The sequence below is a fragment of the Streptococcus oralis genome (assembly GCF_026782125.1).
GTDB classification, from domain to species: domain Bacteria; phylum Bacillota; class Bacilli; order Lactobacillales; family Streptococcaceae; genus Streptococcus; species Streptococcus oralis_CE.
In genome coordinates this window covers 155,437-181,544 of the sequence record NZ_JAKUVY010000003.1, presented here as the reverse complement: position 1 = coordinate 181,544, position 26,108 = coordinate 155,437, and the positions used below count along the sequence as shown (strand labels likewise).

26 protein-coding genes are annotated in these 26,108 nt (G+C 41.1%); 17 read left to right on the top strand and 9 right to left on the bottom strand.

All coding sequences use genetic code 11. The annotated features are described in order from the left end of the window. Window positions 1-282: 282 nt before the first annotated feature. The 7 genes from MK385_RS04205 to MK385_RS04175 all read left to right on the top strand — a co-directional run bounded on the left by MK385_RS04205 (window position 283) and on the right by MK385_RS04175 (window position 7,055). Complete coding sequence (locus MK385_RS04205) at window positions 283-1,212, top strand: ABC transporter permease (RefSeq protein ID WP_000714584.1); 930 nt, start codon at window positions 283-285, stop codon at window positions 1,210-1,212. A 13-nt stretch (window positions 1,213-1,225) separates the two neighbouring features. Beyond that, complete coding sequence (locus MK385_RS04200) at window positions 1,226-2,149, top strand: carbohydrate ABC transporter permease (protein WP_000818344.1); 924 nt, start codon at window positions 1,226-1,228, stop codon at window positions 2,147-2,149. 107 nt (window positions 2,150-2,256) lie between these two features. Beyond that, the gene (locus tag MK385_RS04195) at window positions 2,257-3,741 is read left to right on the top strand and encodes an ABC transporter substrate-binding protein (RefSeq protein ID WP_198464277.1); all 1,485 of its coding nucleotides are present in this window, start codon (window positions 2,257-2,259) and stop codon (window positions 3,739-3,741) included. Window positions 3,742-3,901: 160 nt separating this feature from the next. Then, entirely contained in the window at window positions 3,902-4,591 is a 690-nt protein-coding gene (locus MK385_RS04190) for a CPBP family intramembrane glutamic endopeptidase (RefSeq protein WP_268725372.1), read from the top strand. 68 nt (window positions 4,592-4,659) lie between these two features. Beyond that, window positions 4,660-4,956, top strand: a complete 297-nt coding sequence (locus MK385_RS04185) for a bacteriocin immunity protein (RefSeq protein WP_180382753.1) — start codon at window positions 4,660-4,662, stop codon at window positions 4,954-4,956. A gap of 131 nt (window positions 4,957-5,087) precedes the next feature. After that, window positions 5,088-6,074 carry an oxygen-dependent tRNA uridine(34) hydroxylase TrhO gene (trhO, locus tag MK385_RS04180; protein WP_001030013.1) on the top strand — a complete coding sequence of 329 codons (987 nt, stop codon included), beginning with the start codon at window positions 5,088-5,090 and terminating at the stop codon, window positions 6,072-6,074. A 120-nt stretch (window positions 6,075-6,194) separates the two neighbouring features. Next, window positions 6,195-7,055 carry a DUF4299 family protein gene (locus tag MK385_RS04175; protein ID WP_268725371.1) on the top strand — a complete coding sequence of 287 codons (861 nt, stop codon included), beginning with the start codon at window positions 6,195-6,197 and terminating at the stop codon, window positions 7,053-7,055. A gap of 62 nt (window positions 7,056-7,117) precedes the next feature. On the opposite strand, the gene MK385_RS04170 is transcribed toward MK385_RS04175, so the two are convergent. From MK385_RS04170 to MK385_RS04150, 5 genes are all read right to left on the bottom strand, one after another. Further along, on the bottom strand, window positions 7,118-8,080 hold the full coding sequence (locus MK385_RS04170; protein ID WP_070569488.1) for a DUF6574 domain-containing protein: 963 nt from the start codon (window positions 8,078-8,080) through the stop codon (window positions 7,118-7,120). A gap of 62 nt (window positions 8,081-8,142) precedes the next feature. Then, window positions 8,143-9,072 (bottom strand): DUF4097 family beta strand repeat-containing protein, encoded by a 930-nt coding sequence (locus MK385_RS04165; RefSeq protein WP_084859682.1) that lies wholly within the window; start codon window positions 9,070-9,072, stop codon window positions 8,143-8,145. Beyond that, window positions 9,065-9,658, bottom strand: coding sequence for a DUF1700 domain-containing protein (locus MK385_RS04160; protein ID WP_268725370.1), 594 nt, complete (start codon window positions 9,656-9,658; stop codon window positions 9,065-9,067). The genes MK385_RS04165 and MK385_RS04160 overlap by 8 nt, the downstream gene beginning before the upstream one ends. Continuing rightward, window positions 9,645-9,971, bottom strand: coding sequence for a PadR family transcriptional regulator (locus MK385_RS04155; RefSeq protein ID WP_000273860.1), 327 nt, complete (start codon window positions 9,969-9,971; stop codon window positions 9,645-9,647). Before MK385_RS04155 ends, MK385_RS04160 begins: the two co-directional genes overlap by 14 nt. A 135-nt stretch (window positions 9,972-10,106) precedes the next feature. Further along, window positions 10,107-11,273, bottom strand: coding sequence for a CynX/NimT family MFS transporter (locus tag MK385_RS04150; protein WP_268725369.1), 1,167 nt, complete (start codon window positions 11,271-11,273; stop codon window positions 10,107-10,109). Between the two features lie 221 nt (window positions 11,274-11,494). Here MK385_RS04150 and MK385_RS04145 point away from each other — a divergent pair, with 221 nt between their 5' ends. From MK385_RS04145 to MK385_RS04130, 4 genes are all read left to right on the top strand, one after another. Next, a complete protein-coding gene (locus MK385_RS04145; RefSeq protein ID WP_268725368.1) occupies window positions 11,495-12,325 on the top strand; it encodes a glycosyltransferase in 831 nt (276 codons plus the stop codon). 75 nt (window positions 12,326-12,400) lie between these two features. Continuing rightward, the gene (locus tag MK385_RS04140; RefSeq protein WP_268725367.1) at window positions 12,401-14,251 is read left to right on the top strand and encodes a nucleoside-diphosphate sugar epimerase/dehydratase; all 1,851 of its coding nucleotides are present in this window, start codon (window positions 12,401-12,403) and stop codon (window positions 14,249-14,251) included. A gap of 249 nt (window positions 14,252-14,500) precedes the next feature. Further along, window positions 14,501-14,923, top strand: a complete 423-nt coding sequence (locus MK385_RS04135) for a DUF805 domain-containing protein (protein ID WP_268725366.1) — start codon at window positions 14,501-14,503, stop codon at window positions 14,921-14,923. Window positions 14,924-15,045: 122 nt separating this feature from the next. Next, on the top strand, window positions 15,046-15,444 hold the full coding sequence (locus MK385_RS04130; RefSeq protein ID WP_268725365.1) for a DUF805 domain-containing protein: 399 nt from the start codon (window positions 15,046-15,048) through the stop codon (window positions 15,442-15,444). A gap of 96 nt (window positions 15,445-15,540) precedes the next feature. Here MK385_RS04130 and MK385_RS04125 read toward each other — a convergent pair whose 3' ends face one another. The 3 genes from MK385_RS04125 to sdaAB are packed head-to-tail and all read right to left on the bottom strand — an operon-like array spanning window position 15,541 to window position 17,750. Further along, window positions 15,541-16,170: an HAD-IA family hydrolase gene (locus tag MK385_RS04125; RefSeq protein WP_268725364.1), complete on the bottom strand. Its 630-nt coding sequence runs from the start codon at window positions 16,168-16,170 to the stop codon at window positions 15,541-15,543. Window positions 16,171-16,197: 27 nt separating this feature from the next. Beyond that, the gene (sdaAA, locus tag MK385_RS04120) at window positions 16,198-17,070 is read right to left on the bottom strand and encodes an L-serine ammonia-lyase, iron-sulfur-dependent, subunit alpha (RefSeq protein WP_268725363.1); all 873 of its coding nucleotides are present in this window, start codon (window positions 17,068-17,070) and stop codon (window positions 16,198-16,200) included. An 8-nt stretch (window positions 17,071-17,078) separates the two neighbouring features. Then, on the bottom strand, window positions 17,079-17,750 hold the full coding sequence (sdaAB, locus tag MK385_RS04115; RefSeq protein WP_061853263.1) for an L-serine ammonia-lyase, iron-sulfur-dependent subunit beta: 672 nt from the start codon (window positions 17,748-17,750) through the stop codon (window positions 17,079-17,081). Between the two features lie 241 nt (window positions 17,751-17,991). On the opposite strand from sdaAB, the gene apf reads away from it, so the two are divergent. Next, window positions 17,992-18,627 (top strand): aggregation-promoting factor, encoded by a 636-nt coding sequence (apf, locus tag MK385_RS04110; protein ID WP_042903041.1) that lies wholly within the window; start codon window positions 17,992-17,994, stop codon window positions 18,625-18,627. 51 nt (window positions 18,628-18,678) lie between these two features. Here the strand turns inward: apf and MK385_RS04105 are convergent, their stop codons facing one another. Then, entirely contained in the window at window positions 18,679-19,542 is an 864-nt protein-coding gene (locus MK385_RS04105; RefSeq protein WP_268725362.1) for a helix-turn-helix domain-containing protein, read from the bottom strand. A 162-nt stretch (window positions 19,543-19,704) separates the two neighbouring features. On the opposite strand from MK385_RS04105, the gene MK385_RS04100 reads away from it, so the two are divergent. The 5 genes from MK385_RS04100 (at window position 19,705) to argH (ending at window position 26,105) form a co-directional block, all read left to right on the top strand. Then, a complete protein-coding gene (locus tag MK385_RS04100) occupies window positions 19,705-21,813 on the top strand; it encodes a bacteriocin-associated integral membrane family protein (RefSeq protein WP_000724250.1) in 2,109 nt (702 codons plus the stop codon). Then, the gene (locus tag MK385_RS04095) at window positions 21,810-22,439 is read left to right on the top strand and encodes an ABC transporter ATP-binding protein (RefSeq protein ID WP_000593109.1); all 630 of its coding nucleotides are present in this window, start codon (window positions 21,810-21,812) and stop codon (window positions 22,437-22,439) included. The genes MK385_RS04100 and MK385_RS04095 overlap by 4 nt, the downstream gene beginning before the upstream one ends. 228 nt (window positions 22,440-22,667) lie before the next feature. Continuing rightward, window positions 22,668-23,474 (top strand): ABC transporter substrate-binding protein, encoded by an 807-nt coding sequence (locus tag MK385_RS04090; protein ID WP_001045251.1) that lies wholly within the window; start codon window positions 22,668-22,670, stop codon window positions 23,472-23,474. A 15-nt stretch (window positions 23,475-23,489) separates the two neighbouring features. Beyond that, on the top strand, window positions 23,490-24,686 hold the full coding sequence (locus MK385_RS04085; protein ID WP_000031908.1) for an argininosuccinate synthase: 1,197 nt from the start codon (window positions 23,490-23,492) through the stop codon (window positions 24,684-24,686). A gap of 27 nt (window positions 24,687-24,713) precedes the next feature. Then, entirely contained in the window at window positions 24,714-26,105 is a 1,392-nt protein-coding gene (argH, locus tag MK385_RS04080; RefSeq protein WP_268725361.1) for an argininosuccinate lyase, read from the top strand. Window positions 26,106-26,108: the final 3 nt, after the last annotated feature.

Below are 26,108 nucleotides of genomic sequence, written 5' to 3'. Positions count from 1 at the left end.
CTGCAACCTCAAAGCAGTGCTTTGAGCAGCTTGCGGCTAGCTTCCTAGTTTGCTCTTTGATTTTCATTGAGTATAAAAACAAGAACAGTGTCCCTTGTTCAGAGTGTTTCTCGTGAAACCTATTTCTTATAAAAAACTTCTCCACAAAAAATAATTTGTGGAGTTTTTTCTATAATTAGTAGTTTAACCTAGCCTTCAAATAGGAGTATACTAATAATGTAATCGTTATCAAACCTAAAAATTCGATGAAATCAGTTTTTAGGAATAAAAAGGGAGGAAATTATGAAAAAGTTTTCAAAGACCTTAAGAGATAACTGGATCTTTCTCTTGATGGTTTTACCAGGGGCACTCTGGTTGATTCTATTCTTTTACATTCCAGTATTTGGGAATGTGGTCGCCTTTAAAGACTACCATATGACCAGTAATGGTTTCATAGATAGTATTGTGAATAGTAAATGGGTCGGGTTAGATAATTTCAGATTCTTGTTTAGTTCAAAAGATGCCTTTATCATCACTCGAAATACCGTTCTCTACAATCTTGGCTTTATCTTTATCGGTTTGATTGTATCAGTAGGGATTGCCATCATCCTCAGCGAGCTCCGCTCTAAGAGAATGGTTAAGATTTTCCAAACGTCTATGTTGTTCCCTTACTTCCTGTCATGGGTTATCATTAGTTTCTTTACAGATGCCTTCCTAAACATTGACAAAGGGGTCTTCAACCATTTCCTAACATCCATTGGCATGAAGGAAGTCAACTTCTATGCTGACTTAGGCATTTGGCCATACCTTCTCCTTTTCCTAGGTATTTGGAAAGGATTTGGATATAGCAGTGTCATGTACTATGCGACAATCATGGGAATTGACCCAACCTACTACGAAGCAGCAACAGTGGACGGGGCGAGCAAGTGGCAACGCATTCGCAACGTAACCATTCCTCAGTTGACTCCACTTGTAACAGTTTTGACCATCCTTGCAGTCGGAAATATCTTCCGTGCAGACTTTGGTCTCTTCTATCAAATTCCACACAATGCTGGTCAGCTTTACAATGTAACCAACGTTTTGGACGTATATGTCTTTAATGGTTTGACTCAGACAGCAGATATCGGTATGGCTTCAGCAGCCGGTCTTTACCAATCCGTTGTCGGTTTGATTCTGGTTATCCTATCAAACTTACTTGCAAGACGAGTCGATCCAAACTCAGCTTTGTTCTAGAAAGGAGGAGAATATGGCAGAAAAGAAAATTAAAAAAGAAAAAATCGATAATGTCGGCATTCACTCCTTCAGTAAGAAAGCAGATATCTTCTTTAGTATCATCTCTGGTTTGATTGCTCTTTCTTGTATCTTGCCCTTTATCTTCGTTATCATCATTTCGGTGACAGACGAAAAGAGCATCCTCCAGTATGGATATAGCTTTTTCCCTTCGAAGTTTGGTGTAGACGGATTCCAGTTCTTAGCTCAGTTTAAAGATAAGATCCTCCAAGCGCTCTTTATCTCAGTTTTTGTAACCGTAGTCGGAACAGTGACCAACGTCTTCATCACGACAACTTATGCCTACGCTATCTCACGGACAACCTTTAAGTACCGCAGATTCTTCACGATCTTCGCTCTTCTTAGTATGTTGTTCAACGCTGGTTTGGTACCAGGCTATATCGTGGTCACTCGCCTGCTTCAACTTGGTGATACCGTTTGGGCCTTGATCGTTCCAATGCTCCTCTCACCATTCAACATCATCTTGATGCGTTCCTTCTTCAAGAAGACCATTCCAGAAGCCATTCTCGAATCTGCTCGTATTGATGGTGCCAGTGAAGCTCGGATCTTCTTCCAGATCTGTTTGCCATTATCACTTCCAGGTATCGCAACCATCACGCTTTTGACAGCTCTTGGTTTCTGGAACGACTGGTTCAACGCCCTTCTTTACATCAAGAGTGACAACTTGTATCCATTGCAATATTTGCTCATGCAAATCCAACAAAATATGGACTACATTGCAAAAGCAGTCGGGCTATCTGGCCAACTGGGAGTCGCTCTTCCAAAAGAAACAGGTCGTATGGCCATGGTTGTCGTTGCAACCCTTCCGATTGCAATTCTGTATCCATTCTTCCAACGCTACTTTGTTAAAGGGTTGACGATCGGTGGTGTCAAAGAATAGCACTTGCTGAGAAACACTGTTTCTCCCTTCCCAACTTCATCTTAGTGACTGAAGTTAAAATCATTAAATCGTTTATAAGTTTAAAAATAAAAAAAGGAGTTTTTATCATGAAAAACTGGAAAAAATATGCTTTTGCATCTGCTAGCGTAGTCGCTTTGGCTGCAAGTCTTGCTGCTTGTGGAAACCTTACAGGTAACAACAAAAAAGCTGCTGACACTACTTCAAGTGAAAAACCCGTTCTTAAAATGTACCAAATCGGTGATAAACCAGACAACTTGGATGAATTGCTAGAAAATGCAAACAAAATCATCGAAGAAAAAGTTGGTGCTAAATTGGATATCCAATACCTCGGATGGGGTGACTACAGCAAGAAAATGTCCGTTATCACATCATCTGGTGAAAACTATGATATCGCCTTTGCAGATAACTATGTTGTAAATGCTCAAAAAGGTGCTTACGCTGACTTGACAGAATTGTATAAAAAAGAAGGAGCAGAGCTTTACAAAGCACTTGACCCAGCTTACATCAAAGGGAACACTGTAAACGGTAAGATTTATGCTGTTCCAGTTGCAGCTAACGTTGCATCATCTCAAAACTTTGCCTTCAACGGTGCTCTTCTTGAAAAATATGGTATTGACATTTCAGGTGTCACTTCATACGAAACACTTGAACCAGTCTTGAAACAAATCAAAGAAAAAGCTCCAGATGTAGTACCATTTGCGGTTACGAAGAACTTTATCCCATCCGATAACTTTGACTACCCAGTACCAAACGGACTTCCATTCGTTATCGACCTTGAAGGGGACACTACTAAGATCGTAAACCGTTACGAAGTACCTCGTTTCAAAGAACACTTGAAGACTCTTCACAAATTCTATGAAGCTGGATACATTCCAAAAGACGTAGCAACAAGCGACACTTCATTTGACCTTCAACAAGATACTTGGTTCGTTCGTGAAGAAACAGTAGGACCAGCTGACTATGGTAACAGCTTGCTTTCACGCGTTGCTAACAAAGACATCCAAATCAAACCAATCACTAACTTTATCAAGAAAAACCAAACAACACAAGTTGCTAACTTTGTCATCTCAAACAACTCTAAGAACAAAGAAAAATCAATGGAAGTGTTGAACCTCTTGAACACGAACCCAGAACTCTTGAACGGTCTTGTTTATGGTCCAGAAGGCAAGAACTGGGAAAAAGTTGAAGGTAAAGAAAACCGTGTCCGCGTCCTTGATGGATATAAAGGAAACACTCACATGTCAGGTTGGAACACTGGTAACAACTGGATCCTTTACATCAACGAAAACGTTACAGACCAACAAATTGCAGATTCTAAGAAACAATTGGCAGAAGCTAAAGAATCTCCAGCACTTGGATTTATCTTTAACACTGACAGTGTGAAATCTGAAATTTCAGCAATTTCTAACACAATGCAACAATTCGATACAGCTATCAACACTGGTACTGTAGACCCAGATAAAGCAATCCCAGAATTGATGGAAAAATTGAAATCTGAAGGTGCCTACGAAAAAGTATTGAACGAAATGCAAAAACAATACGACGAATTCTTGAAAAACAAAAAATCATAAGTTCGATTGATTTCGTGTATTCATTCCTAATTCCTAAAAATGTGATCACTGCCTTCCTTAGTTCTCTAGGGGAGGTAGTGATTTTTAGGATGTAAAAATGAAAAGAGTGGTTCTGAGGGTTTATACGATGTGATACACATACATCTATAGGGGATTTATTATGAAAAAATATCGTCTTCTTTTCAAAATGAGTGCTGTCTTCTCTTACCTATTTTTCGTATTTGGCCTTTCCCAGCTGACGCTTATTGTCCAAAACTATTGGCAATTTTCTTCCCAGATTGGCAATTTCTTCTGGATTCAAAATATCTTGAGTTTGCTATTTAGCGGAGTCATGATTTGGATTCTGGTTAAGACAGGCCATGGTTATCTCTTTCGCATTCCAAGAGAAAAATGGCTTTGGTATTCGATTTTGACAGTATTAGTGGTAGTGCTCCAGATCTTTTTTAACGTTCAGACAGCTAAACATGTTCAGTCAACTGCTGAAGGTTGGGCTGTATTGATTGGTTATAGTGGGACTAACTTTGCAGAGCTAGGTATCTATATAGCCCTGTTCTTTCTGATTCCACTGATGGAAGAGTTAATCTATAGAGGATTACTGCAACACGCCTTTTTTAAAGATTCGAGATTTGCTCTTGATTTGCTTCTTCCTTCTATTTTATTTGCTCTCCCTCATTTTTCAAGCCTTCCTAGTCTGTTAGATATCTTCGTCTTTGCAACACTTGGAATCATCTTTGCTGGTTTGACCCGTTATATCAAGAGCATTTATCCATCCTATGCGGTGCATGTGATCAATAATATTGTAGCGACCTTGCCATTTTTGCTGACTTTTTTACATAGGGTGTTTGGGTAAAATATTAGCATGAGAGTTAGGGATTATAGTTTTTCAATTTATAAGCGAATTTCAGGAGGGAAATGAGTATGACACCATTAAAATGGTTTGCTGGAGGAAGTGAAAGACGTTGTGAAGCGATGACCATCATTGATTATCTATTGGAAGATATAAAGGATGTGCCTCAACTTACTCCCTTGAAAAATCAGTTAGTGATTTATAAAAAACGATTAGAGGATGATGGGACCTCTACTCCATTTATTCTGAGCCAAATGAACGTTGACATCTCACGTGTGTTGATTGACAATAAGCTGGGTTTGTCAGAAAGTCAAGCTAAGCAAATCAAAAAATTGAGAGAATTATCTGCGATTCGGTATGGTTACTGATGAAGTGCAGGGGTAGGACTCTTTCTACAATTTCCGGTCAAATAAATTGCATTCGTTTTCCCAAGTGGGTATACTAGAATAGTTGAATGAAAAATTCTGAAAATTTAAGAATAGAAAAGAGAACAAATCTTATGGCAAAAGATATTCGTGTCTTACTTTACTACCTCTATACTCCAATTGAAAATGCAGAGCAATTTGCAGCAGATCACTTGGCTTTCTGTAAATCAATCGGACTTAAAGGTCGTATCCTAGTCGCTGACGAGGGAATCAACGGAACCGTTTCAGGTGATTACGAAACAACTCAAAAATACATGGACTACGTTCACAGCCTCCCAGGAATGGAAGACCTCTGGTTCAAGATTGACGAAGAAAATGAACAAGCCTTCAAGAAGATGTTTGTTCGCTACAAGAAAGAAATTGTCCACCTTGGTTTGGAAGACAACGACTTTGACAACGACATCAACCCACTTGAAACAACAGGCGCTTACTTGTCTCCAAAAGAGTTCAAAGAAGCCCTTCTTGACGAAGATACCGTTGTTCTTGACACACGTAACGATTATGAGTACGACCTAGGACATTTCCGTGGAGCTATTCGCCCAGACATCCGCAACTTCCGTGAGTTGCCACAATGGGTTCGTGATAATAAAGAAAAATTCATGGACAAGCGTGTTGTGGTTTACTGTACAGGTGGTGTTCGCTGTGAGAAATTCTCAGGTTGGATGGTTCGTGAAGGCTACAAAGATGTTGGCCAATTGCACGGAGGAATCGCAACTTACGGTAAAGACCCAGAAGTTCAAGGTGAGCTTTGGGATGGGAAAATGTACGTCTTTGACGAGCGTATCGCCGTTGATGTTAACCATGTCAACCCAACCATCGTAGGGAAAGACTGGTTTGATGGAACCCCATGTGAACGCTATGTCAACTGTGGAAATCCCTTCTGTAACCGTCGTATCCTAACATCAGAAGAAAATGAAGACAAGTACCTTCGTGGATGCTCACACGAGTGTCGTGTTCACCCACGCAACCGCTATGTTTCAGAAAATGAATTGACACAAGCAGAAGTGGTGGAGCGCCTAGCAGCTATCGGTGAAAGCTTGGATCAAGTCGCTACAGTATAAAGCAAACAGCCTTCAGGGGCTGTTTTTCTATGCTTTTTATCTAAAAATCTAAAGTTTGTTTCTATATCTTTCAGGAAAATAGGGTATACTATGTGTAAACGATTTCAAAGGAGGCCAGTTATGGCGAAAACATTTTTTATCCCAAATAAAGAAAGCATTCTAGGACAACAGGAGGTCTTGACTGCCAAGTCTATCTTGGCCTTGGTGGAGGGCTTGGAGTCGCACAGTTATGATGCAGTCTATCTCCGTCAACCCCTCAATCGTCTCGAATACATGGAGTGTGGGATTGTAGGCCAGTCGCAATTTCTCTTCAAGGTCAACTATGCGGATAGCCGAAAAGGCTATCAAGTGGTGATTCCAGACTTCCTTACTAGAGCGGATTGGGGGATTGTAGAAGCTCTCCTCCAAGCCCTATCGAGCAAGTTGAGGCAAGTGGTAGAAGGGTTAGAAGGGTTTGACTTTGAAGCTTATTTCCGACAAATAGTTCAGAATTATCTAGCTGACAAAGCAGCTCGTCTAGTCTATTGCCAAGGGCTCTTGTCCCCTATCTATTTCAACAAGGAATACCTCGAGAGCTTTTTGGCTGAGGATGGATTGGTACGTTTTGAAGAGCTGGTCAAGAAGGTTCAAGGCTCGGATGCCTATCTTGCCAGTGTGAAATTTTACCCAGATGCCCAAGGTAGGGTGCACGGTATCTATCACCTAGCCCAGGGAGTCAAGACGATTTTACCAAAGGAACCCTTTGTACCAGCTCCTTATACCGAGCAGCTGGCAGGAAAGGAGCTGGTTTTGGAGATTGACCTAGTGGCGATTTCTGGTGATGGCTCAAAAGCAGAAGACTATGAAGCAATCGCTCGCTTGGATTATGAAAAATTCCTAGAGTCACTACCAGAAGCATTTTACCAGCAATTAGATGCTAATCAATTAGAAGTACAACCCATCCTAGGACAAGATTTTGAAGGATTGGCAACTATCAAGTAGACATTGTTCAAAAAAGAGTAAGCATAAAAATCCCTGTCATTAATAAATGGCAGGGATTTTGGTTAAAAGAAGGTCAGGATGCGAAGGTAGTCTACTGTCAGCGCGAGCTCTGCAATGAAGAAGGGGAAGAGAATAGCGCCATCAAGTAAGACAGCTAGCAGGAATCGATAAAATGGGTCCAGGCTACTGGTCTTACTTGGCTTGCTAATCACAAAGAGATTTCCAAGGGCAAAGATGGCCATGCTGAGAAGAGTGAGGATACCAGCAAATCGTAAGCCACCAAAGAGTGCAAAGAAACTTGCTAGAGCCGTTAGGACAAGTGGGATAGCAAAGAGTCGGCTATACCGATCGAAGGCTTCTTGGAATGTGAAGTCGCTCTCCTGGTCCAGCACACGTCGGACAGTAAAGCCTCCCAAAATGATGGAAAAGTAAAATAGAGCGCTAGCGACCAAGATGGAGAGTCCAGCAAAGAGATTTAAAGGAGGGAGCTGGTTAGGTAAACTATTGGCAATAGATGCCATATAGCCGTAGTAGAGGTGCTTGATATGATAGATACTAAAGAAAAGGTTAATCATGGATAGCAAAGTGAGCAGGCCAAAGACACTGTAACGATGCTTTTGGTCCGTAGTCTTGCTGGCAGTTGGTTCTTGGATAGCGTCCAGAAGCCAAGTCCAAAATAGTGCGATTTCTTCTTTGAATCGAGCAGTTTTGCGGGGGTCAATATCTGGGATATAGGGACTATCTAAAGCCTTGCTGAGGATGTTTTTTTCTTTTGTAGGGTTCTCTTGGTTGCCTTTCTCTTCAGCTTTCCCTTCTCCCTCTTCCTCGGTTTGGGTTTCCTCAGCCATTTCGGGAGCTTCCTCCTCATGCGTTTCCGACTCTTTAGGTGAGATAGGAGTTTCTTGGCTTGCTTGTGGTTCGGTCTCCACAGTTTCCGAAGTCTCTGGTTGGTCGGGCTGGATTTCCGATTTCGTCTGAGCTGATTTCTTCTCAAGATCGGCGCTTTCAAACCATTCTTGTGTCATGGTGGAACCTCCTTTTTTATGGTCGTTTTCTATCTTTAGACTAGCAGATGAAAGCGTTTTTGTCAATGGTTTCTAGATGGAGCAGAATGCTCCTCTTTAGGTAGGTAGATATCCTGGTTGGCTTTTGCAATGAGTAAATCCTTGATATCTGCTTTTTCGGTTTTATAAGGGTTGGCAAGTACATTCTCTTTTTGTCCACGATGTTCTTCTTTGGGTTGACGATAGATACCACCATGCTGAGAAGAAATTTCTAGATTGATACGGTCAGTCTCTTTCTGGGAGAGAATGAGTGTTAGAGTGGAATGGGCTTCTAGCTCAACCTTGCCGTGAACCTGGATATTCTCAGCATAGATGTGTGCTCCCTCCGTCTTGACCTGACTATCTGTCAATTCGGTATCAAAGATATTGATGATATGAGGTGTCGTTAGTGTGCTGTTTTTGATAGAACTTTCTGTTAGTCTTAAGAGATAGCCTTTTGCTTTGATTGTTGCGTTTTCAAGATTGGCTTGACGAATATTGGTTTGTCCACGATTGGCTGAGACGGTGATAGCTTGCAGCTTTCTTCCTTTAGGTAGGGAGAGAACGACTTCGTCAAAACGATTAGAATAGTTGCTAGCGATACGAAGTAGGCCTTCGATTCCTGAACCTAGAAAGCGATGTTGGGAGGCTTGTTTGTCAGTGACGGTCAGTGTTTTGTCACTCATGCCAGTAGTCAAATCATGACGACCAGATACGGAAGGATGATAGGTGATATGGATCTTGTCATCTACAGACTCTGTGATGGTTAGGCTATGTTCCTCAAGGGTCAAATCAAGTTTTTCCACTTCATTTCCAAAGGTCACTTCTTCGATACGATTGTCATAGACTGGGTCTTTTGACATGGCAAGCAAACTTTGAATACCATTGGACTGGGCCCCTACAATGATCATGATAAAACCAAGGATTGTAGAAACCACACCAAAAATGAGAAATCCTTTCGTCAATTTACGCATGTCTGTCACCTCTCTTTCCTTTTTTAAGAATCCATTGCACCAAGCGGATGATCAGGAGGCCAAAGAAACGGGCTACATAGGAGATGCCTAGTAGAACAAGAGAAGAAGCACCGATAGCAAGCAAACCAGCCCCAAAAATCAAGATAAAGGCGGATTTGGCTTCGACTAGGACGCTAAAACTCTCTACGATAAAGAGTCCGCCCAGTAGGATACCTGTCACAGAGACGGTAAAGAAGGCTAGAATGACGGAGGCAGCTGCGATAAAAAGCCCGATAATGGTTAAAATCATTGCAATTCCAACAGGGATTCCGATAGGGGCTGCTAGTAAGGCAAGGAGGGCAATGTGTAGCAGTTGGCGATCATTCTTTTGAGCAGGGGCTTCATTGACTTTTTTGTCGAGGAGGTTAGATAAAATATCATGAGCTGCTTCTTTTGGAGTTCCTAGACTAGCAATGAGTTCTTCTTCGCCCTCTGGACCTGCATCGTCAAATAGTTCCTTAAAGTAGTCCATAGCTTCGATGCGGTCAGCTTCAGGTAGTTTATGGAGATAGGTTTCTAACTGAGTCAGATAGTCAGTTCTTGTCATGGCGGATACTCCCTTCTATGATGCCGTTGACGGTGTCGGTATAGAGCGTCCACTCTTCCTTTAGAGTAACGAGCTGCTCTACGCCCCGATTGGTCAAGGAGTAGTATTTGCGCATACGCCCCTGAAACTCTCTAGAGTAGGTGGTGAGAAAGCCACTGGCTTCCAATTTTTTGAGAATGGGATAGAGCGTAGATTCTTTGATATTGGCGATGAGCTTAATGGTTTGACTAATCTCATAACCATAAGAATCCCCCTGCTCCAGTACAGCCAAGATGAGAAACTCGATCAAGGCAGAGGATGTTGGGAAGTACATGGGAAACCTCCTTTTCATTATATAAAAATTTTATATATACTCTTTTCAAATATATTATATCTCAATATGAAAGCCCTGTCAAGAAATATGTGTAAAAATTTTACATATAAAAAACTCCTAGTATAAACTAGAAGTTTAGAGGAATTTTTCAGCCCGATCCACCATAAAGAGTGAGATAGTCATGATGATATCGATGACTAGAAGGGCAAGGACAGCTGGGATCCAAGATTGGAAAAGTTCAAAACTATAACCAAACAAGGCAGGTCCAAAAGCAGCTAAGATGTAGCCCCCTGTTTGCGCTAGTCCTGATAGCTGAGCTGTCTTTTCAGGAGAACTGGTTTTAAGAGAAAAGCAAACCATGAGGTAGGGGAAGAGGGCACTGCAGGCAGTCCCAATCAAGAGATGGGCGACCAGCCAGTAGAGGAAATTATTGGCTGGATACAAGAGCATGGCAATTCCCATCATACCAGCGATAGAGATAATTGCCAGCATGATTCGACGATGACCATCTGACAGACGAGTTGTCAGACTTGGAACAGTCATTGAAAAAGGAATGCTGATCAGCGAGAAGATAGAAGCGAGAAGAGCTGCATCGCTATTAGAAAGACCAGCACTAATAGCCATAGTTGGCAACCAGGTCATGCTTGTATAAAAGAGTAAGGACTGAAGTCCGCCAAAGACAATGATGGCCCAGACATCTTTACTTTTTAGAATATTCTCTTTGACTTGCTTTTCTTTTTGGCTTTCTAGGTGGTGGTTGTGGCGATGATTGGGCAACCAGACTAGCAGAGTGACCAGACAGAGAAAGCTGAGAACGAGGATGAGTCCCTTCCAAGAACTAGCTTGGGTGATAGGGACCGAAAGATAAGAAGCGATGGCTGTCGAAATTCCCATGGCAGTGACATAGAGAGTTGTTAGGAAACTAATCTTTTGAGGCTGATTTGCCTGGATCATACTTGGGAGGAGTACATTGAAGATCGCAATGCTTGCTCCCACAATTAGGGTCCCTAGATAGAGAAGGGGAAGATTGAAAATCCGAATGACAGAGCCAACAGTTAAGAGGAGAAGACAGTAAGTAAAGAGATGTTCCAACCCGATTTTTTGTGCCAAGCGGCTCGCAAAAGCAGAGAAAAGAGCAAACATCAAGAGAGGGAGACTGGTTAAAATTCCAAGAGAGCTGACCTCCACTCCTAGTCCCTGAGCGATATCTCCTAAAATGGTTGGAAGAGCAGTAAAAGGAGAGCGTAAAACAGTCCCGATTAAGACAATTCCTAGAACAAAAAAGAGCGATTGTTTTTTCATGAAAACCTCGATAGGATGATTTTAATAACAGCTTATTTTAAGGTTTTTTCCTTATAATGTCAAGTAATGACAGCCAAGACAGATCAATCAATAGAAGTGAAAATAAAGTGAAAAGGGGCAGGTTTCTTTACTAGAATTTTCCTTGATTTGATATAAAAATAGGAAACTAGGAAATTTTGTGATAAAATAGTGGAAGGAAATCTATACATTGGAGAAAAACTGTGCCTGAAAAGCAAAAAATCAGCGTCTTGATGTCGGTCTATGTAAAGGAAAATCCGACGTTTTTAAGAGATGCTATCAAAAGTGTTCAAAACCAGACCTTGAAACCGAGCGAACTTGTTCTTGTTGAGGATGGGCCGCTCACGCCCGAACTCTATCAGGTGCTAGATGAAGTGGAAGCTCAGTCAGAAATTCCAGTGAAACGTTGCCCCTTAGAACAAAATCAAGGTTTAGGTTTGGCTCTTCGATACGGTGTTTTACAGTGCCAGTATGACATTATTGCTCGCATGGATACGGATGATTTAGCCGTTCCGGATCGTTTTGAGAAACAGCTTCAGCTAATGGAGAAAGAAGATCTCGACCTCTTAGGCGGGCATATCGCAGAGTTCATTGATAATCCAAATGAGATTGTGTCTTATCGTCGTGTTCCAACTCAGCACGCAGACATTGTGGCTTATCAGAGAATGAGAAGCGCCTTTAACCATATGACAGTCATGTTCAAAAAGGACATGGTCCTCAAGGCGGGCAACTACGAAGATGGCCTTTACATGGAGGATGACCTCCTTTGGCTCAATATGATTGCTGCAGGTGCCAAGACTGGGAACCTAGATCAAATCTTGTGTAAGGTTCGTGTCGGTGCAGGGATGTTTGAGCGTCGAGGTGGCTTGCGTTACCTTAAACTCTATCGTCAAGCTCGCCAACGGATGCTTGAGCGAGGGCAAATTTCTTACATGGAATATGCTAAAAGTGTAGCCATTCAGGCAATTGTTGCACTTTGTCCAGGATTTGTACGTCAGTTTATCTTCGTCAAACTTTTAAGAAAGAGAAAGTAAGCCCCGATAGACTGAATGATTCAGGTTATCATAACAACAGTATCATCTGACTCTTTTAAGGGGGAGTAAATTCCTATGAATAAAAAACTAACAGATTATGTGATTGATCTGGTTGAAATTTTAAATAAACAGCAAAAACAAGTGTTTTGGGGGATATTCGATATTCTGAGTATGGTGGTTTCCATCATCGTATCTTATATCTTGTTTTATGGCCTTATAAATCCTGCGCCTGTGGATTACGTGATCTACACTCTTTTAGCCTTCCTCCTCTATCAAATCATGATTGCGTTTTGGGGGCTAAATGCTAGTATTAGTCGTTATAGCAAGATTACGGATTTCATGAAAATCTTTTTCGGAGTGATGCTCAGCAGTGTTCTTTCTTATGGAATCTGCTATGCCTTCCTTCCATTGTTTTCTATCCGTTTCATCGTACTCTTCATTTTGTTGAGTACCTTCCTCATCTTGCTTCCTCGTATCACTTGGCAGTTGATTTATTCCAAACGTAAAAAAGGTAGTGGAGATGGAGAACACCGTCGGACCTTCTTGATTGGTGCTGGTGATGGTGGTGCCCTCTTTATGAACAGCTACCAACACCCAACTAGCGACCTTGAGTTAGTGGGGATTTTGGATAACGATGAAAAGAAAAAGGGACAAAAACTAGGTGGAATCCCAGTTTTGGGCTCTTATGATAATCTCCCTGAATTAGCTAAACGTCACCAAATCGAGCGTGTTATCGTAGCGATCCCTTCACTTGACCCATCAGAGTACGAACGCATCTTGCAGATGTGTAATAAGCTAGGCGTCAAATGTTACAAGATGCCTAAGGTTGAGACAGTCGTTCAAGGACTCCATCAATCAGGCAGTGGCTTCCAGAAAATTGATATCACAGACCTTTTGGGCCGTCAGGAAATTCGTCTTGACGAATCGCGTCTAGGTACTGAGATTACAGGCAAGACCATCCTGGTGACAGGAGCCGGTGGTTCGATTGGTTCGGAGATTTGTCGTCAGGTTAGCCGCTTCAATCCCGAACGTATCGTCTTGCTTGGACATGGTGAAAACTCAATCTATCTCGTTTATCATGAATTGATCCGTACATTCCAAGGAATTGATTATGTTCCTGTTATTGCAGATATTCAGGACTATGACCGTCTCTTGCAGGTGTTTGAGCAGTACAAACCAGCCATCGTTTACCATGCTGCAGCCCACAAGCACGTTCCGATGATGGAGCGCAATCCAAAAGAAGCCTTCAAGAACAATATCCTCGGTACCTACAATGTTGCCAAGGCTGTTGATGAGGCCAAAGTACCTAAGATGGTCATGATTTCGACTGACAAGGCGGTCAATCCACCGAATGTTATGGGTGCAACTAAGCGCGTGGCAGAGTTGATTGTCACTGGCTTTAACCAACGTAGCAAATCAACCTACTGTGCAGTCCGTTTTGGAAATGTTCTGGGTAGTCGTGGTAGCGTGATTCCTGTCTTTGAACGTCAGATTGCTGAAGGCGGCCCTGTAACGGTGACAGACTTCCGTATGACACGTTACTTCATGACCATTCCAGAGGCTAGCCGTCTAGTAATCCATGCTGGCGCTTATGCCAAGGACGGAGAAGTCTTTATCCTCGATATGGGCAAACCAGTTAAGATCTATGACTTGGCTAAGAAAATGGTCCTTCTAAGTGGACACACAGAAAGTGAAATTCCAATCGTTGAAGTCGGTATCCGACCCGGTGAAAAACTCTATGAAGAACTCTTGGTTTCGACCGAATTGGTTGATAACCAAGTCATGGACAAGATTTTCGTTGGTAAGGTAAATGTCATGCCACTAGAGGCTATTGATCAAAAGATTGAAGAGTTCCGTTCACTCAGCGGAAATGAGCTTAAAGAAGCAATCATTTCTTTTGCAAATGAAACAACCCATGCTGAGTAAGAGGGGCTATCTACTTTCATAATGAAACAACTATCGCCAGTTTTCTGAGAGAATCAGAAAGCTGGTTTTTATAAATAGAGAGTAGAGAACATCGGATCTTTCAAAGGTTTAATAAGCGCAACTATTCAAGGGACGATGTTATGTGATCTATCAGGAGAGTGATTTCAGACAATCTAAAAACTACCTCTTTTTTAAGCTGGTAACATAACTTTGGGAAATAAGTATTAAAATCAAAAGGAGATTTTTTGTATGCTGAGTGCTATTAGGAGTTTTTTCAAAGGCTATGCAAATTTTTCTGGTCGTTCCAACCGTCCAGAATTTTGGTGGGTTTGGCTGCTAAATATGATAATTTTCTTGCCCGCCTACTACTCGCTGTTCACGGGATTAGAATCTGATAAAGCCATCAGGAATATTGCGGTCTTCAGTATGTGTATTATTTTGTTTATAGTAGAGTTTGTTCCTCTACTAGCACTGACAGTACGCCGTTTACGGGATGTGGGTATCCATTGGGCCTATATCTTTATTGTATTTGTTCCTTTGGGTGCAATAACACTGCTCGTTATGCTCGCTATGCCAAGTCAACGATTTGTAGAAAAAGTGATAGAAAATAGTGAAAAAGATAAAGAGAATACGGAAGACTCTCAGTTTGAAGAAATGGTACGAAAATATTAAGATATTTCTACTCTATTTTAAAGCGGCTGAGTCGCGCTTCACAGCAAATGATCCCTTCAGGACTTGTCAATCATTCTACTTTATGGTAGACTCTATGAAGAAAAAATAAAGGAGATTATTGTATGTTTAATGCTTATAAGAACTTTTGGAAGGGGTATGTAAACTTTACTGGTCGTTCGACTCGTTCGGAGTACTGGTGGATTTATTTTACAAACTTATTAATCTGTCTTCCTGCTTATACGAAATATCATGCTGCAGTGTCAACTCGTCCATATAACTTAGAGGCACTCCGTAGTTTACAAGCTATGAGCGGTTTTTACTTCTTTTTAGCAGTTATTCTCATGTTGCCTTCTATCGCCGTGACTGTTCGTCGCTTACGGGATGCTGGTTTCCACTGGGCCTTTATCTTCATTGGTTTGGTTCCTATCGTTGGAGCGATTGCTCTTATTGTCATGCTTGCTTGGCCAAGTAAGAAGGATGAAGATGCAGATACTGAAGAACAGGATCAAATTACTGCTTAAGCATGGAGTTGATTCCTTCTGATAGTAACAAGATATAAAAAAATACTCCTCAACCTAGTTCACTAGTGTTAGGAGTATTTTTGTATGGTGTATCATTTATAGCTGCTTAATGATATCGTCAACGGTATGGGCAATCCAGTCAGGTTGATAGCTGAGTAAATCAGCCTCCTCTCCAAATCCCCAAGTAACAGCGAACTTTTTAATGCCAGTTTCTTGGGCTCCGATCATATCAAACTTAGTGTCGCCAATGATGAAAACTTGGTCTGCGGGCAGTTGATGCATCTGCAAGGCGTAACGGATGACATCCGCCTTGTGTGGCGTTTCAGGACTAGAACCGTAAATACCATCAAAGAAATGATGGATTCCCAGATTTTTAGTCATATCCTGGGCAGTAGGAGTATTCTTTGTTGTAGTGATATAGAGAGGGTAGTTTTGAGAGAGTTCTTGGAGCAATTCCGTCATTCGGGGGAAGAGTTGCGCTTCGTGAATCCCTCTGTCCTTGTAGTAAGAGCGGTAGATTTGCACAGCCTCTGAGATTTGTTCTTTTGGAAGGCAGGTCGCGAAACTACTTTCAAGTGGCGGGCCCATGAAACCACGAATGGTTTTGGCATCAGGGCTAGGCACTCCTAGCTCTTTAAAGGTATGGGTAAAGGCATTGTGGATCCCGATGGAACTGTCAACCAGGGTTCCGTCTAGATCAAAAAAGATTGCTGAGATAGAGGGCATAGTTTCTCCTAACAGATATAGATGAGTTTATTCGCCGAAGATTTCTTTTTGTAGACGGCGACCAGTAGGTGTGGCAGCGAGTCCACCCTCAGCTGTTTCACGAAAGGCAGTTGGAAGGCTCGATCCGACTTGGTACATGGCATCGATGACTTCGTCAACAGGGATTTTAGACTCGATACCTGCCAAGGCCATGTCTGCCGCGATAAAGGCAAAGCTAGCTCCCATGGCATTGCGCTTAACACAGGGAACTTCGACCAAACCAGCGACGGGGTCGCAGATGAGGCCCAGTATATTTTTAATGACAAAGGCAATGGCTTGGCTAGCCTGATAGGGGGTCCCACCTGCAGCCAAGGTCAAGGCTGCGGCACTCATGGCAGAGGCAGAGCCAACCTCGGCCTGGCAACCACCTTCAGCACCTGAGATAGAGGCGTTGTTTGCGATAACCAATCCAAAGGCACCAGCAGCAAAGAGGAAATCTAGCTGTTCTTCGTGGGTAAGGTCTAATTTTTGGATAGCTGCAGTAAGAACGGCTGGCAGACAGCCAGCACTTCCTGCGGTTGGAGTAGCACAGACCAAGCCCATTTTAGCGTTGTGTTCATTGACCGCAATGGCATTACGGGCTGCTGATAGGATGGTAAAGTCTGACAAGGCCTTGCCACTTTTGAGATGGCGGTCTAGTTTGGCCGCATCTCCACCCGTTAAGCCGCTACGGGATTTATTTTCACTGAGGCCGAGCTCGACAGAGGCTTTCATGACTTCTAGATTGCGTTCCATGAGGAGGAGAACTTCTGGTCGTTCCCGACCGGTTAGTTGATATTCTGTTGCAATCATGAGTTCTGCGACATTTCCTTGGAAGTCTAGATCCGCCTGCTCGACCAATTCTTTGATAGAATAAAACATGTTTCCTCCTACTTAAAGAAATTGACATTGTGGAGATGAGGGATTTTTCGGATTTCTTCAATCGCCTCTTCGCAACTTCGACTATCGACTTCGATAATCATGATGGCTTTTTCTCCAGCTTTTTCCCGAGTCACATTCATCTGGGCGATATTGATATCAAAACGAGAGAGAGCTTCTGTGACATGGGCAATCATACCCGGAATATCCTGATGCACGATGATGATAGTCGGGGTATTCATGTTAAGAGAGACGGCAAAGCCATTGAGTTCCGTGACCTGGATATTTCCCCCACCGATGGAAATACCTGTCACACTGATGGACTTGTGTTCATTCTTCACAGTAATTTTAGTGGTGTTAGGGTGAGGAGCATTGCTGTCTTTCTGAATGGTCCAGACAATCTTGATGCCACGTTTATGGGCAATCTCGAGGCTATTTGGAATATCAGGATCGTCCGTATCCATACCTAATATACCAGCGACGAGAGCAAGGTCAGTTCCATGACCACGGTAGGTCTTGGCAAATGAATTAAATAATTGGAATTCTACCTCTGTTGGCGTATCGTCAAAGATGGATGAGACGATTTTCCCGATACGAACGGCACCAGCTGTATGGCTACTTGATGGACCAATCATGACAGGTCCGATAATATCAAAGACAGATTGAAAACGAAGTGAGTGCATCTGTTTCCCCTTACAAAGATTCTTATATCTATTATATCAAAGAATGAACCTCTGCGCTTATTTCCCTTATTAAAACCTCAAAATGATTAAAGATAGTATAAAATAAGGTCTTTTGTGACAAAAACCTCCTTAAAACGGTAAATATAAAACATTTTTGTAATATTTCTACATAAAACCGTCAAGAAACGGTAACATTCGAGGAGTAAAATAGTATCATAGATAAAAAGGAGAATTTTTAGATATGTCATTAACAACTAAAAAAATTAAAACAACTATCGCAGGAGTAGCAGCTTTGCTTGCTTTCTTTGCTCCATCACTTGCATCTGCCCAAGAAACTGTAACTTACACAGTTAAATCAGGTGATACTCTTTCAGAAATCGCTGAGAAGTACAACACAACTGTTGAAAAATTGGCAGCAAAAAACAACATCAAAGATATTCACCTTATCTATGTTGACCAAGTTTTGGTTATCGAAGGAACAGCTCCATCGACAGCAACTGCAACCGCTGCAGCTTCAGCAACAACTTATGAAGCCCCAGCAACTGCGGAAGAAATTGCGGAAGAAGCAACTGAAACAACAACCTATGAAGCGCCAGCTACACCAGCGGCTCCAGCAGCAGAAAGCAACACTGTAGCAGCTTCTACTGTAAGTGGTTCTGAAGCAGAAGCCAAAGAATGGATCGCTCAAAAAGAATCAGGTGGTAGCTACACTGCTACAAACGGACGTTACATCGGACGTTACCAATTGACAGATTCATACTTGAACGGTGACTACTCAGCTGAAAACCAAGAACGTGTAGCAGATGCCTACGTTGCAGGACGTTACGGTTCATGGACAGCTGCCAAGAACTTCTGGCTTAACAACGGTTGGTATTAAGAACTAGCTAACAGAAAAATATGTAAAAGTCGAGGAAATCCCTCGACTTTTTTATATTTCCTTTGGTTGATGATAGGTCTCTACTTCTTTTTTGAGATGAGCTAGCATGGAGGTTTCATCGGTTAGTTCCAGAAGGGAGAAACCTTTTTGGATAAGTTTAGAATCATCCGTACAAATCCCAATACGGACATAGCAGATAGCAAGCCTATCGTAGCTTTTCTTGTTCTTGGCATCTTCTAGTAAAGTATAGCATATTTGTTTACACATATTTCTATCTTGATTGTATAAGTAAATGGTGGAGAGGTTGAGTAGGATTGCCATTCGCAAGTCATATAAATGTTGATAGTTTTTATAGACTTCTAAGCGTTGCAAGATTTTTCCAGTGATGAGATGGATATGTTCTATAGGAAAGGTAAAGAGAATGGTATTGAGAATTTTTAAGTCATTCTCGTACCAAGTGTCCTGCTTTTCTATCTTCTTCCATAGCTTCTTTACAGTATTGTTAACTTCGATTGACAGTTTTTTAGTCCCATTTTGGCGGGTATAGATAACAATTTCTAGCATATCTCGTATCTCTTTGATGGGGAGGTCGTGGTGAGTTTTGAGGTAGTCTTGACATTTTTGAAATAGTTTTTCGATTTCACTAGTCCCTAGGATTGAGCTCATATTGAGATAGGTTTGCATAATTTCTGTGCGTTGACTTGGTTGATAAAGATGACAGATATATTCAAACTCTTCAAAACTCATATTGACTTGTCGGAGAAGAAACTCCATATTTTCATATTTAGGAGTTGTTTTTCCACTTTCGATTTTTGATAGGCTGGTTCTTGAAAGGACGCTACCACAGACATCTTCTTGGGTTAATCCTTTTGACTCACGTATTTCTTTATAAACATTTCCAAAATCGTAGCGCATGATCTGCTCCTTGTTCGTGAAAAAAGTTAACAGAAAATAGAAACTGATTAAAAATATTGTATCATAGTAGTATAAAAAGTAAAAAAGAAATCTAAAATAAATTTGTGAAAAAAGGGAATAAATTCTACGACTAAGATGATAAAGTACTAAGGAGGTATCTTTATGAAAAAAATCAGTAATTTCTGTATGTTACTCCTGCTTCTCTGTACTACTTTTTTTGTTTTTAATGTAAACTACACACGAGAAGTGGTTCGGATTCAGGAAATGGGAAAGACAGCGAGTTCTTTGGATGTATACTTGAAAGATGTCAATGAACCTGCAGAATCTGTTCTTCGATTTTTTGAGGATGTATCAAAGGAGTACAAAGTCTCCATCATCAAAACAGACAGTGGTGATGAGGTGATCAAGTCTGGTGTTTTTGATAAAGATACCTTCCCCTACCAAGAGTTTGGACTTTCTTCCCTTGATTTTACCACAGATGGTGAGGGAGTTTACAGTAATAAAGAAATTTCCAATAAACTTGGTACGATTCCGACCTTTCTAAAAGCCAAACCTATTCAGCTTATGACTTTTCAAACCTATATCAAGGATACATCTCGTAGTTTAAATGGTCGCTATACGATAACTTCTACACAAAAGATGGACAAGGATAGGATTGTACAGAAATGGAGCGATTTTTTCAATATAGACCAGGCTACCTTGCTAGAGCCAAACTATAAAAGTGCAGTGGAAGTCTTAAATCGAGATTTGCTCTTATCTGCTATTATTTTTGTCTTGGCTATTTTGCTTCTTGTCTTAGTAACAGTGTATCAGCCGATGATGGAGATGAAAAGAGTTGGGGTACAAAAATTACTTGGTTTTCAAGATCGGGCTGTTTTAGCTGATGTTGTGAAAGGCAACCTCTACCTCCTCCTAGGTGGGGCGCTTGTGATCAATCTAGGAGTGTGTTTCTTGCTTGATTATAAGCCGAAAGATTTGTTCCCTATGCTGTGGTTGTCTCATTTTTTGCTTTTGCAGCTTTATCTCTTTATCAGTTGGTTGACTTATCTCTTAATCCAAAAAATGACAATCAGCTCTCTGCTGAAAGGTTTTTCATCTTTCAAATTTGGTCTACTCTTTAATTATTTGATGAAAATTGGAACCACCATTTTACTGACAGTCTTGCTAGTTGGGGTGGGGAAAAGTTTGGAGCAAGAAAACAAAGAGTTGGATTACCAGAAACAGTGGATCAGTCAAGGAAATTATCTGACCTTAGAAACTTTCCAACTCAATGATAACCTGTGGCAAGAGCAGTTGGCAGGCTCAGGGCAAGCAGTGGATTATTTCTATCGATTTTATCTGGATTTGGTAGAAAAAACGCAGGCGGGCTATGTGCAAAGTAGCAGTCTTCCTGTAAAAAATTTTGTCAAATCAGAACAGATTCAGCAATATCAGTTAACAGATACGGTGGATGTGTACTATGCTAATCGCAATTTTCTAAAGAGCAAGGGATTCAAGTTACCCGATACCGGCACTAAAAAAGTTATTTTGATGCCAGCAAGTACGAAAGGTGAAGAAGAGAAAAACCAGCTCTTGGGGAAGTTGATTACCTATCAATCAATGAAGTATGAAGAGCAGCAAAAACGAAGGATAGAGGAGGTGGATGTCGAGATTGCCTATTATGAAGGAGATTGGTCATTTTTCCCTTATAACGAGAAGCGAAAGGAAAATCTCTACAATCCAATTATTAGCTTGGTCAATGATTCTGATATGATGTGGGATGAAAAAGCTTCCCTGTCAACAACAGGTTTAAATAATCCCATTAAAATCGAAAATACAGCTCAACATCAAAAAGAGGTGACAGCGTTAGTTGAGAAATTATCAGATGGGAATTATTTAAAATTTTCATCTATTCAAGCCATTCAACAAGAGAAAGTAGATTCTTATCGAGATGCTGTTCGGAATTTCAACATACTCTTTGCTTTGGTTGGTCTTCTTAGTATGATGATTTCCTACTTCTTACTAGTAACAACTTTCTTATTGAAGCGAACAGATATTATTACCAAGAAGTTTATGGGCTGGAAATTGATAGATCGGTATCGTTCCTTGCTGGGTCTTCTATTAGCTGTCTATAGCCTTCCTTTTGTAGCCCTGCTATTCTTTACACAGGCACTTTTCCCGCTCCTACTTTTTGCAGGATTTACAGGCTTAGATATCCTGTTTGTGCTTTTCTTGGGTTCTAAGATGGAAAAACGAAATGTAGTGCAGTTATTGAAAGGGGATCACTTATGATAAAGTTGGAAAATGTTACGAAAACCATTGGGGAAAAAGTTATTTTGGAGAACTTATCTCTAAAAATTAACCAAGGAGATTTAGTTGCCATTGTTGGAAAAAGTGGCAGTGGCAAGTCAACCTTGTTAAATCTCTTGGGTTTGATAGATGGCGATTACAGTGGACATTATGAAATTTTCGGTCAGCAAAATGTACCTGTCAATTCTGTTAAGTCGCAAGCGATTATCCGCGAACATATCTCCTATCTGTTTCAAAACTTTGCTCTGATTGATAATGAAACGGTAGAGTATAATCTCATGCTGGCTCTAAAGTATGTAAAATTATCCAAGAAGGACAAAGTCAAAAAGATAGAAGAAATTTTAGAGAGAGTGGGATTGTCATCAACCCTACATCAGAAGGTTTCAGAGTTATCTGGAGGGGAACAGCAACGAATCGCAGTTGCTAGAGCCATTTTAAAACCGAGTCAGCTCCTGTTAGCAGATGAACCAACCGGCTCTCTAGACCCTGAAAATCGAGATTTGGTTTTAAACTTTCTCTTAGATATGAACAAGGAAGGGAAAACGGTCATTATCGTTACCCACGATGCCTATGTAGCTCAACAATGCCATCGAGTCATTGAATTGTGAAAGAGAATGTGGAGAGTTCGTTGATCTCTTCATCTTACCTGTAATTGGACAATTGTATTTTTAAAAACTCAAATAGTATAAATAAGCTTATTATATGTAAAAATATATCATATAATAAGCTTTTTCTTGATTTAAATGAAATAAAATACAGTTTTTTCTTGACAAACGAAAATGAGAAGAGTATTATTTATACAATAATAAAGTATAAAAATAAAAGGAGGCTCTTCTATGAATAAAGTGAAGAAGGTGTTGATGACGATGTTTGGTTTGCTTATGTTTCCCTTATTATTTGCTTGTAGTAACACTCAATCCCAAGGTGTTGAAGCCATTAAGGCTAAAGGAAAATTGGTGGTGGCCCTAAATCCAGAGTTTGCTCCATTTGAATACCAGAAATTGGTTGATGGGAAAAATCAGATTGTAGGTTCAGATGTTGAGCTAGCTAAAGCCATCGCAAAGGAACTAGGTGTGGAAGTGGAATTCTCTCCAATGAGTTTTGACAATGTACTGGCTAGTCTTGATTCGGGCAAGGCCGATCTTGCCATATCAGGAGTTTCTAAGACGGAGGAGAGAAGTCAAGTTTACGATTTTTCAATTCCCTACTACACTTCGAAAAATAAGGTTATCGTAAGAAAATCTGAATTAACGAATTACCAATCAGTCAAGGATTTGGCTCAGAAAAAGGTTGGAGCGCAGAAAGGTTCTATCCAGGAAACTCTGGCTAAAGAAACCTTGCAGGATTCTTCTCTCGTTTCACTTCCTAAAAATGGAAATTTGATAACAGATTTGAAATCAGGGCAACTGGATGCGGTTATCTTTGAGGAGCCAGTGGCGAAAGGTTTTGTAGAGAATAACCCAGACCTAGCCATCGCTGAGTTTGATTTTGACAATGACAAAGAAGATTCCTACGCTGTTGCGATGAAAAAAGACAGTAAAGAATTAAAAGAGGCGGTTGACAAAACCATCCAGAAGTTGAAGGATTCTGGGGAGTTGGACAAATTGATTGACGATGCTTTTAAAGTCTCTATCGAAAAATAGAAAGAAGGAAGAGAAATGAGTAAGGAAAAAGTCATTTTAGCCTATTCAGGTGGATTGGATACATCAGTTGCTATTACATGGTTAAAAAAAGACTATGATGTGATTGCTGTTTGTATGGATGTGGGTGAAGGAAAAGATTTGGAGTTCATCCATGATAAAGCTCTCAAGGTTGGGGCTGTTGAGTCTTATGTCATTGATGTTAAGGAAGAATTTGCTAATGACTATGTTTTAGTGGCCCTTCAGGCTCATGCCTACTATGAACAAAAGTATCCCTTGGTATCTGCTCTGAGTCGCCCTCTTATTTCAAAAAAACTCGTTGAAATAGCTCATCAGACGGGGGCAACTACAATTGCCCATGGTTGTACAGGCAAGGGAAACGACCAAGTTCGGTTTGAAGTCTCTATTGCAGCTTTGGATCCCAATTTAAAGGTAGTTGCACCTGTTCGTGAGTGGAAATGGTCTCGTGAAGAAGAAATCCAATATGCAAAAGAAAATGGCGTCCCAGTTCCTGCTGACCTTGACAATCCTTACTCTGTCGATCAAAATCTTTGGGGACGTGCAAATGAATGTGGTGTCTTGGAAAATCCTTGGAACCAAGCGCCAGAAGAAGCATTTGGAATCACATCTTCACCAGAAGAGGCACCAGACAGTCCAGAATTTATTGACATTGAGTTTAGTTGCGGGGTGCCTATCTCCCTCAATGGTGAGAAGATGAAAGTGGCGGATTTGATTCAAAAACTAAATGAAATTGCGGGTAAACACGGTGTTGGTCGTATTGACCATGTGGAAAATCGCCTAGTCGGTATTAAGTCAAGAGAGATTTATGAGTGCCCAGGTGCTGTGACTTTATTGGCAGCTCATAAGGAGATTGAGGACTTGACTCTTGTGAGAGAAGTGGCTCATTTCAAACCTATTATCGAAAATGAGTTGTCCAATCTCATCTATAATGCCTTGTGGTTTAGCCCAGCAACTCAGGCTTTGATTGCCTATATCAAGGAGACACAGAAAGTTGTCAATGGAACTGCAAAAGTTAAACTCTACAAGGGGAACGCCCAGGTAGTGGCTCGGAAATCTCCAAATTCTCTTTACGATGAAAATTTGGCGACTTATACTAGTGCGGATACTTTTGACCAAGATGCGGCTGTTGGTTTTATCAAGCTTTGGGGGCTTCCGACTAAGGTTTATTCAGAAGTTCAGAAAAATGTTGAGTAGTGACGCGATAGAAAGGGACGACAGAATATGTCGAAAAATACAAAATTATGGGGTGGTCGATTTGAAGGCACTGTGGAAGAGTGGGTAGAACAGTTCGGTGCGAGTATTTCCTTTGATCACCAGCTGGCAAAATTTGATTTGATGGGCTCCTTAGCTCATGTTCAAATGCTAGGACAGACTGGCATTTTAAGCTTGGAAGAGGCGGAGCAGATCCAAGATGGTTTGAAAGCTTTGTTGCGAGATTTAGAGGCAGGAGAGCTTCATTTTGATATTGCAAATGAAGATATTCATATGAATATGGAAGTGTTGCTGACAGAGAAAATTGGTCCTCTGGCTGGGAAACTACACACGGCTCGTTCTCGGAATGACCAAGTCGCAACGGATATGCACTTATATCTAAAGGAGCAGCTTGGCCATGTCTTGGATAAGTTGGCGAATCTGAACAGTGTTTTGCTGGATTTGGCTGAAAAACATGTGGAAACCATCATGCCAGGTTATACTCATTTGCAACATGCCCAACCGATTAGTTTTGCCCATCATCTCATGGCTTATTATAATATGTTCCAAAGGGATAGCGAGCGCTTTGCATTTAACTTGAAACATACGGACCTATCTCCACTGGGTGCGGCTGCCTTAGCGGGGACAACTTTTCCAATCAATCGTCAATTATCGAGTGATTTACTGGGTTTCCAACAACCCTATACCAATTCCTTGGACGCAGTGAGTGACCGTGATTTTATCTTGGAATTTCTATCAAATGCCAGCATTCTGATGATGCATATGAGTCGTTTTTGTGAGGAAATCATCAATTGGTGCAGTTTTGAGTATCAGTACATTAGCTTGTCTGATAGCTTTTCAACAGGTTCATCTATCATGCCCCAGAAGAAAAATCCTGATATGGCGGAATTGATTCGAGGGAAGACAGGAAGGGTTTACGGGCACTTACTTGGACTATTGACCGTCATGAAGTCTTTGCCTCTGGCCTATAATAAGGATTTGCAAGAGGACAAGGAAGGCATGTTTGATACAGTAGAAACGATTTTAAATTCTCTGGATGTGTTGGCAGGTATGCTATCGAGCATGCAGGTTAATAAGACCAAAATGCAGCAATCCACAGAGAATGATTTTTCGAATGCGACCGAACTGGCAGATTATTTGGCTGAGAAAGGACTCCCCTTTAGAGAAGCGCATGAAATAGTAGGGAAATTGGTTCTAGACTCTATCAAGCATAGTAAAAATATCCAAGATTGGGATTTGAAGGAGTTGCAAGCCTACCATCCCTTGATTGAAGAGGATATTTATATCTACTTGCGTCCAGAAACCGCTGTTCAGAGACGGAATTCCTTAGGAGGAACCGGCTTTGAGCAAGTGAAATACCAGATAAAACAAGCGAAGAAAGAACTTAAAGGGGAAAATTGATTC

Coding starts and splice junctions, on each gene's coding strand:
- MK385_RS04090 (WP_001045251.1), top strand. CDS start 22,668: ATGAATAAAGTGAAGAAGGTGTTGATGACGATGTTTGGTTTGCTTATG.
- MK385_RS04200 (WP_000818344.1), top strand. CDS start 1,226: ATGGCAGAAAAGAAAATTAAAAAAGAAAAAATCGATAATGTCGGCATT.
- MK385_RS04125 (WP_268725364.1), bottom strand. CDS start 16,170: ATGCCCTCTATCTCAGCAATCTTTTTTGATCTAGACGGAACCCTGGTT.
- MK385_RS04155 (WP_000273860.1), bottom strand. CDS start 9,971: ATGTACTTCCCAACATCCTCTGCCTTGATCGAGTTTCTCATCTTGGCT.
- MK385_RS04175 (WP_268725371.1), top strand. CDS start 6,195: ATGGCGAAAACATTTTTTATCCCAAATAAAGAAAGCATTCTAGGACAA.
- MK385_RS04165 (WP_084859682.1), bottom strand. CDS start 9,072: ATGCGTAAATTGACGAAAGGATTTCTCATTTTTGGTGTGGTTTCTACA.
- MK385_RS04185 (WP_180382753.1), top strand. CDS start 4,660: ATGACACCATTAAAATGGTTTGCTGGAGGAAGTGAAAGACGTTGTGAA.
- sdaAB (WP_061853263.1), bottom strand. CDS start 17,750: ATGCACTCACTTCGTTTTCAATCTGTCTTTGATATTATCGGACCTGTC.
- MK385_RS04130 (WP_268725365.1), top strand. CDS start 15,046: ATGTTTAATGCTTATAAGAACTTTTGGAAGGGGTATGTAAACTTTACT.
- MK385_RS04095 (WP_000593109.1), top strand. CDS start 21,810: ATGATAAAGTTGGAAAATGTTACGAAAACCATTGGGGAAAAAGTTATT.
- trhO (WP_001030013.1), top strand. CDS start 5,088: ATGGCAAAAGATATTCGTGTCTTACTTTACTACCTCTATACTCCAATT.
- argH (WP_268725361.1), top strand. CDS start 24,714: ATGTCGAAAAATACAAAATTATGGGGTGGTCGATTTGAAGGCACTGTG.
- MK385_RS04085 (WP_000031908.1), top strand. CDS start 23,490: ATGAGTAAGGAAAAAGTCATTTTAGCCTATTCAGGTGGATTGGATACA.
- MK385_RS04140 (WP_268725367.1), top strand. CDS start 12,401: ATGAATAAAAAACTAACAGATTATGTGATTGATCTGGTTGAAATTTTA.
- MK385_RS04135 (WP_268725366.1), top strand. CDS start 14,501: ATGCTGAGTGCTATTAGGAGTTTTTTCAAAGGCTATGCAAATTTTTCT.
- MK385_RS04150 (WP_268725369.1), bottom strand. CDS start 11,273: ATGAAAAAACAATCGCTCTTTTTTGTTCTAGGAATTGTCTTAATCGGG.
- MK385_RS04205 (WP_000714584.1), top strand. CDS start 283: ATGAAAAAGTTTTCAAAGACCTTAAGAGATAACTGGATCTTTCTCTTG.
- MK385_RS04100 (WP_000724250.1), top strand. CDS start 19,705: ATGAAAAAAATCAGTAATTTCTGTATGTTACTCCTGCTTCTCTGTACT.
- MK385_RS04195 (WP_198464277.1), top strand. CDS start 2,257: ATGAAAAACTGGAAAAAATATGCTTTTGCATCTGCTAGCGTAGTCGCT.
- MK385_RS04170 (WP_070569488.1), bottom strand. CDS start 8,080: ATGACACAAGAATGGTTTGAAAGCGCCGATCTTGAGAAGAAATCAGCT.
- sdaAA (WP_268725363.1), bottom strand. CDS start 17,070: ATGTTTTATTCTATCAAAGAATTGGTCGAGCAGGCGGATCTAGACTTC.
- MK385_RS04160 (WP_268725370.1), bottom strand. CDS start 9,658: ATGACAAGAACTGACTATCTGACTCAGTTAGAAACCTATCTCCATAAA.
- apf (WP_042903041.1), top strand. CDS start 17,992: ATGTCATTAACAACTAAAAAAATTAAAACAACTATCGCAGGAGTAGCA.
- MK385_RS04105 (WP_268725362.1), bottom strand. CDS start 19,542: ATGCGCTACGATTTTGGAAATGTTTATAAAGAAATACGTGAGTCAAAA.
- MK385_RS04190 (WP_268725372.1), top strand. CDS start 3,902: ATGAAAAAATATCGTCTTCTTTTCAAAATGAGTGCTGTCTTCTCTTAC.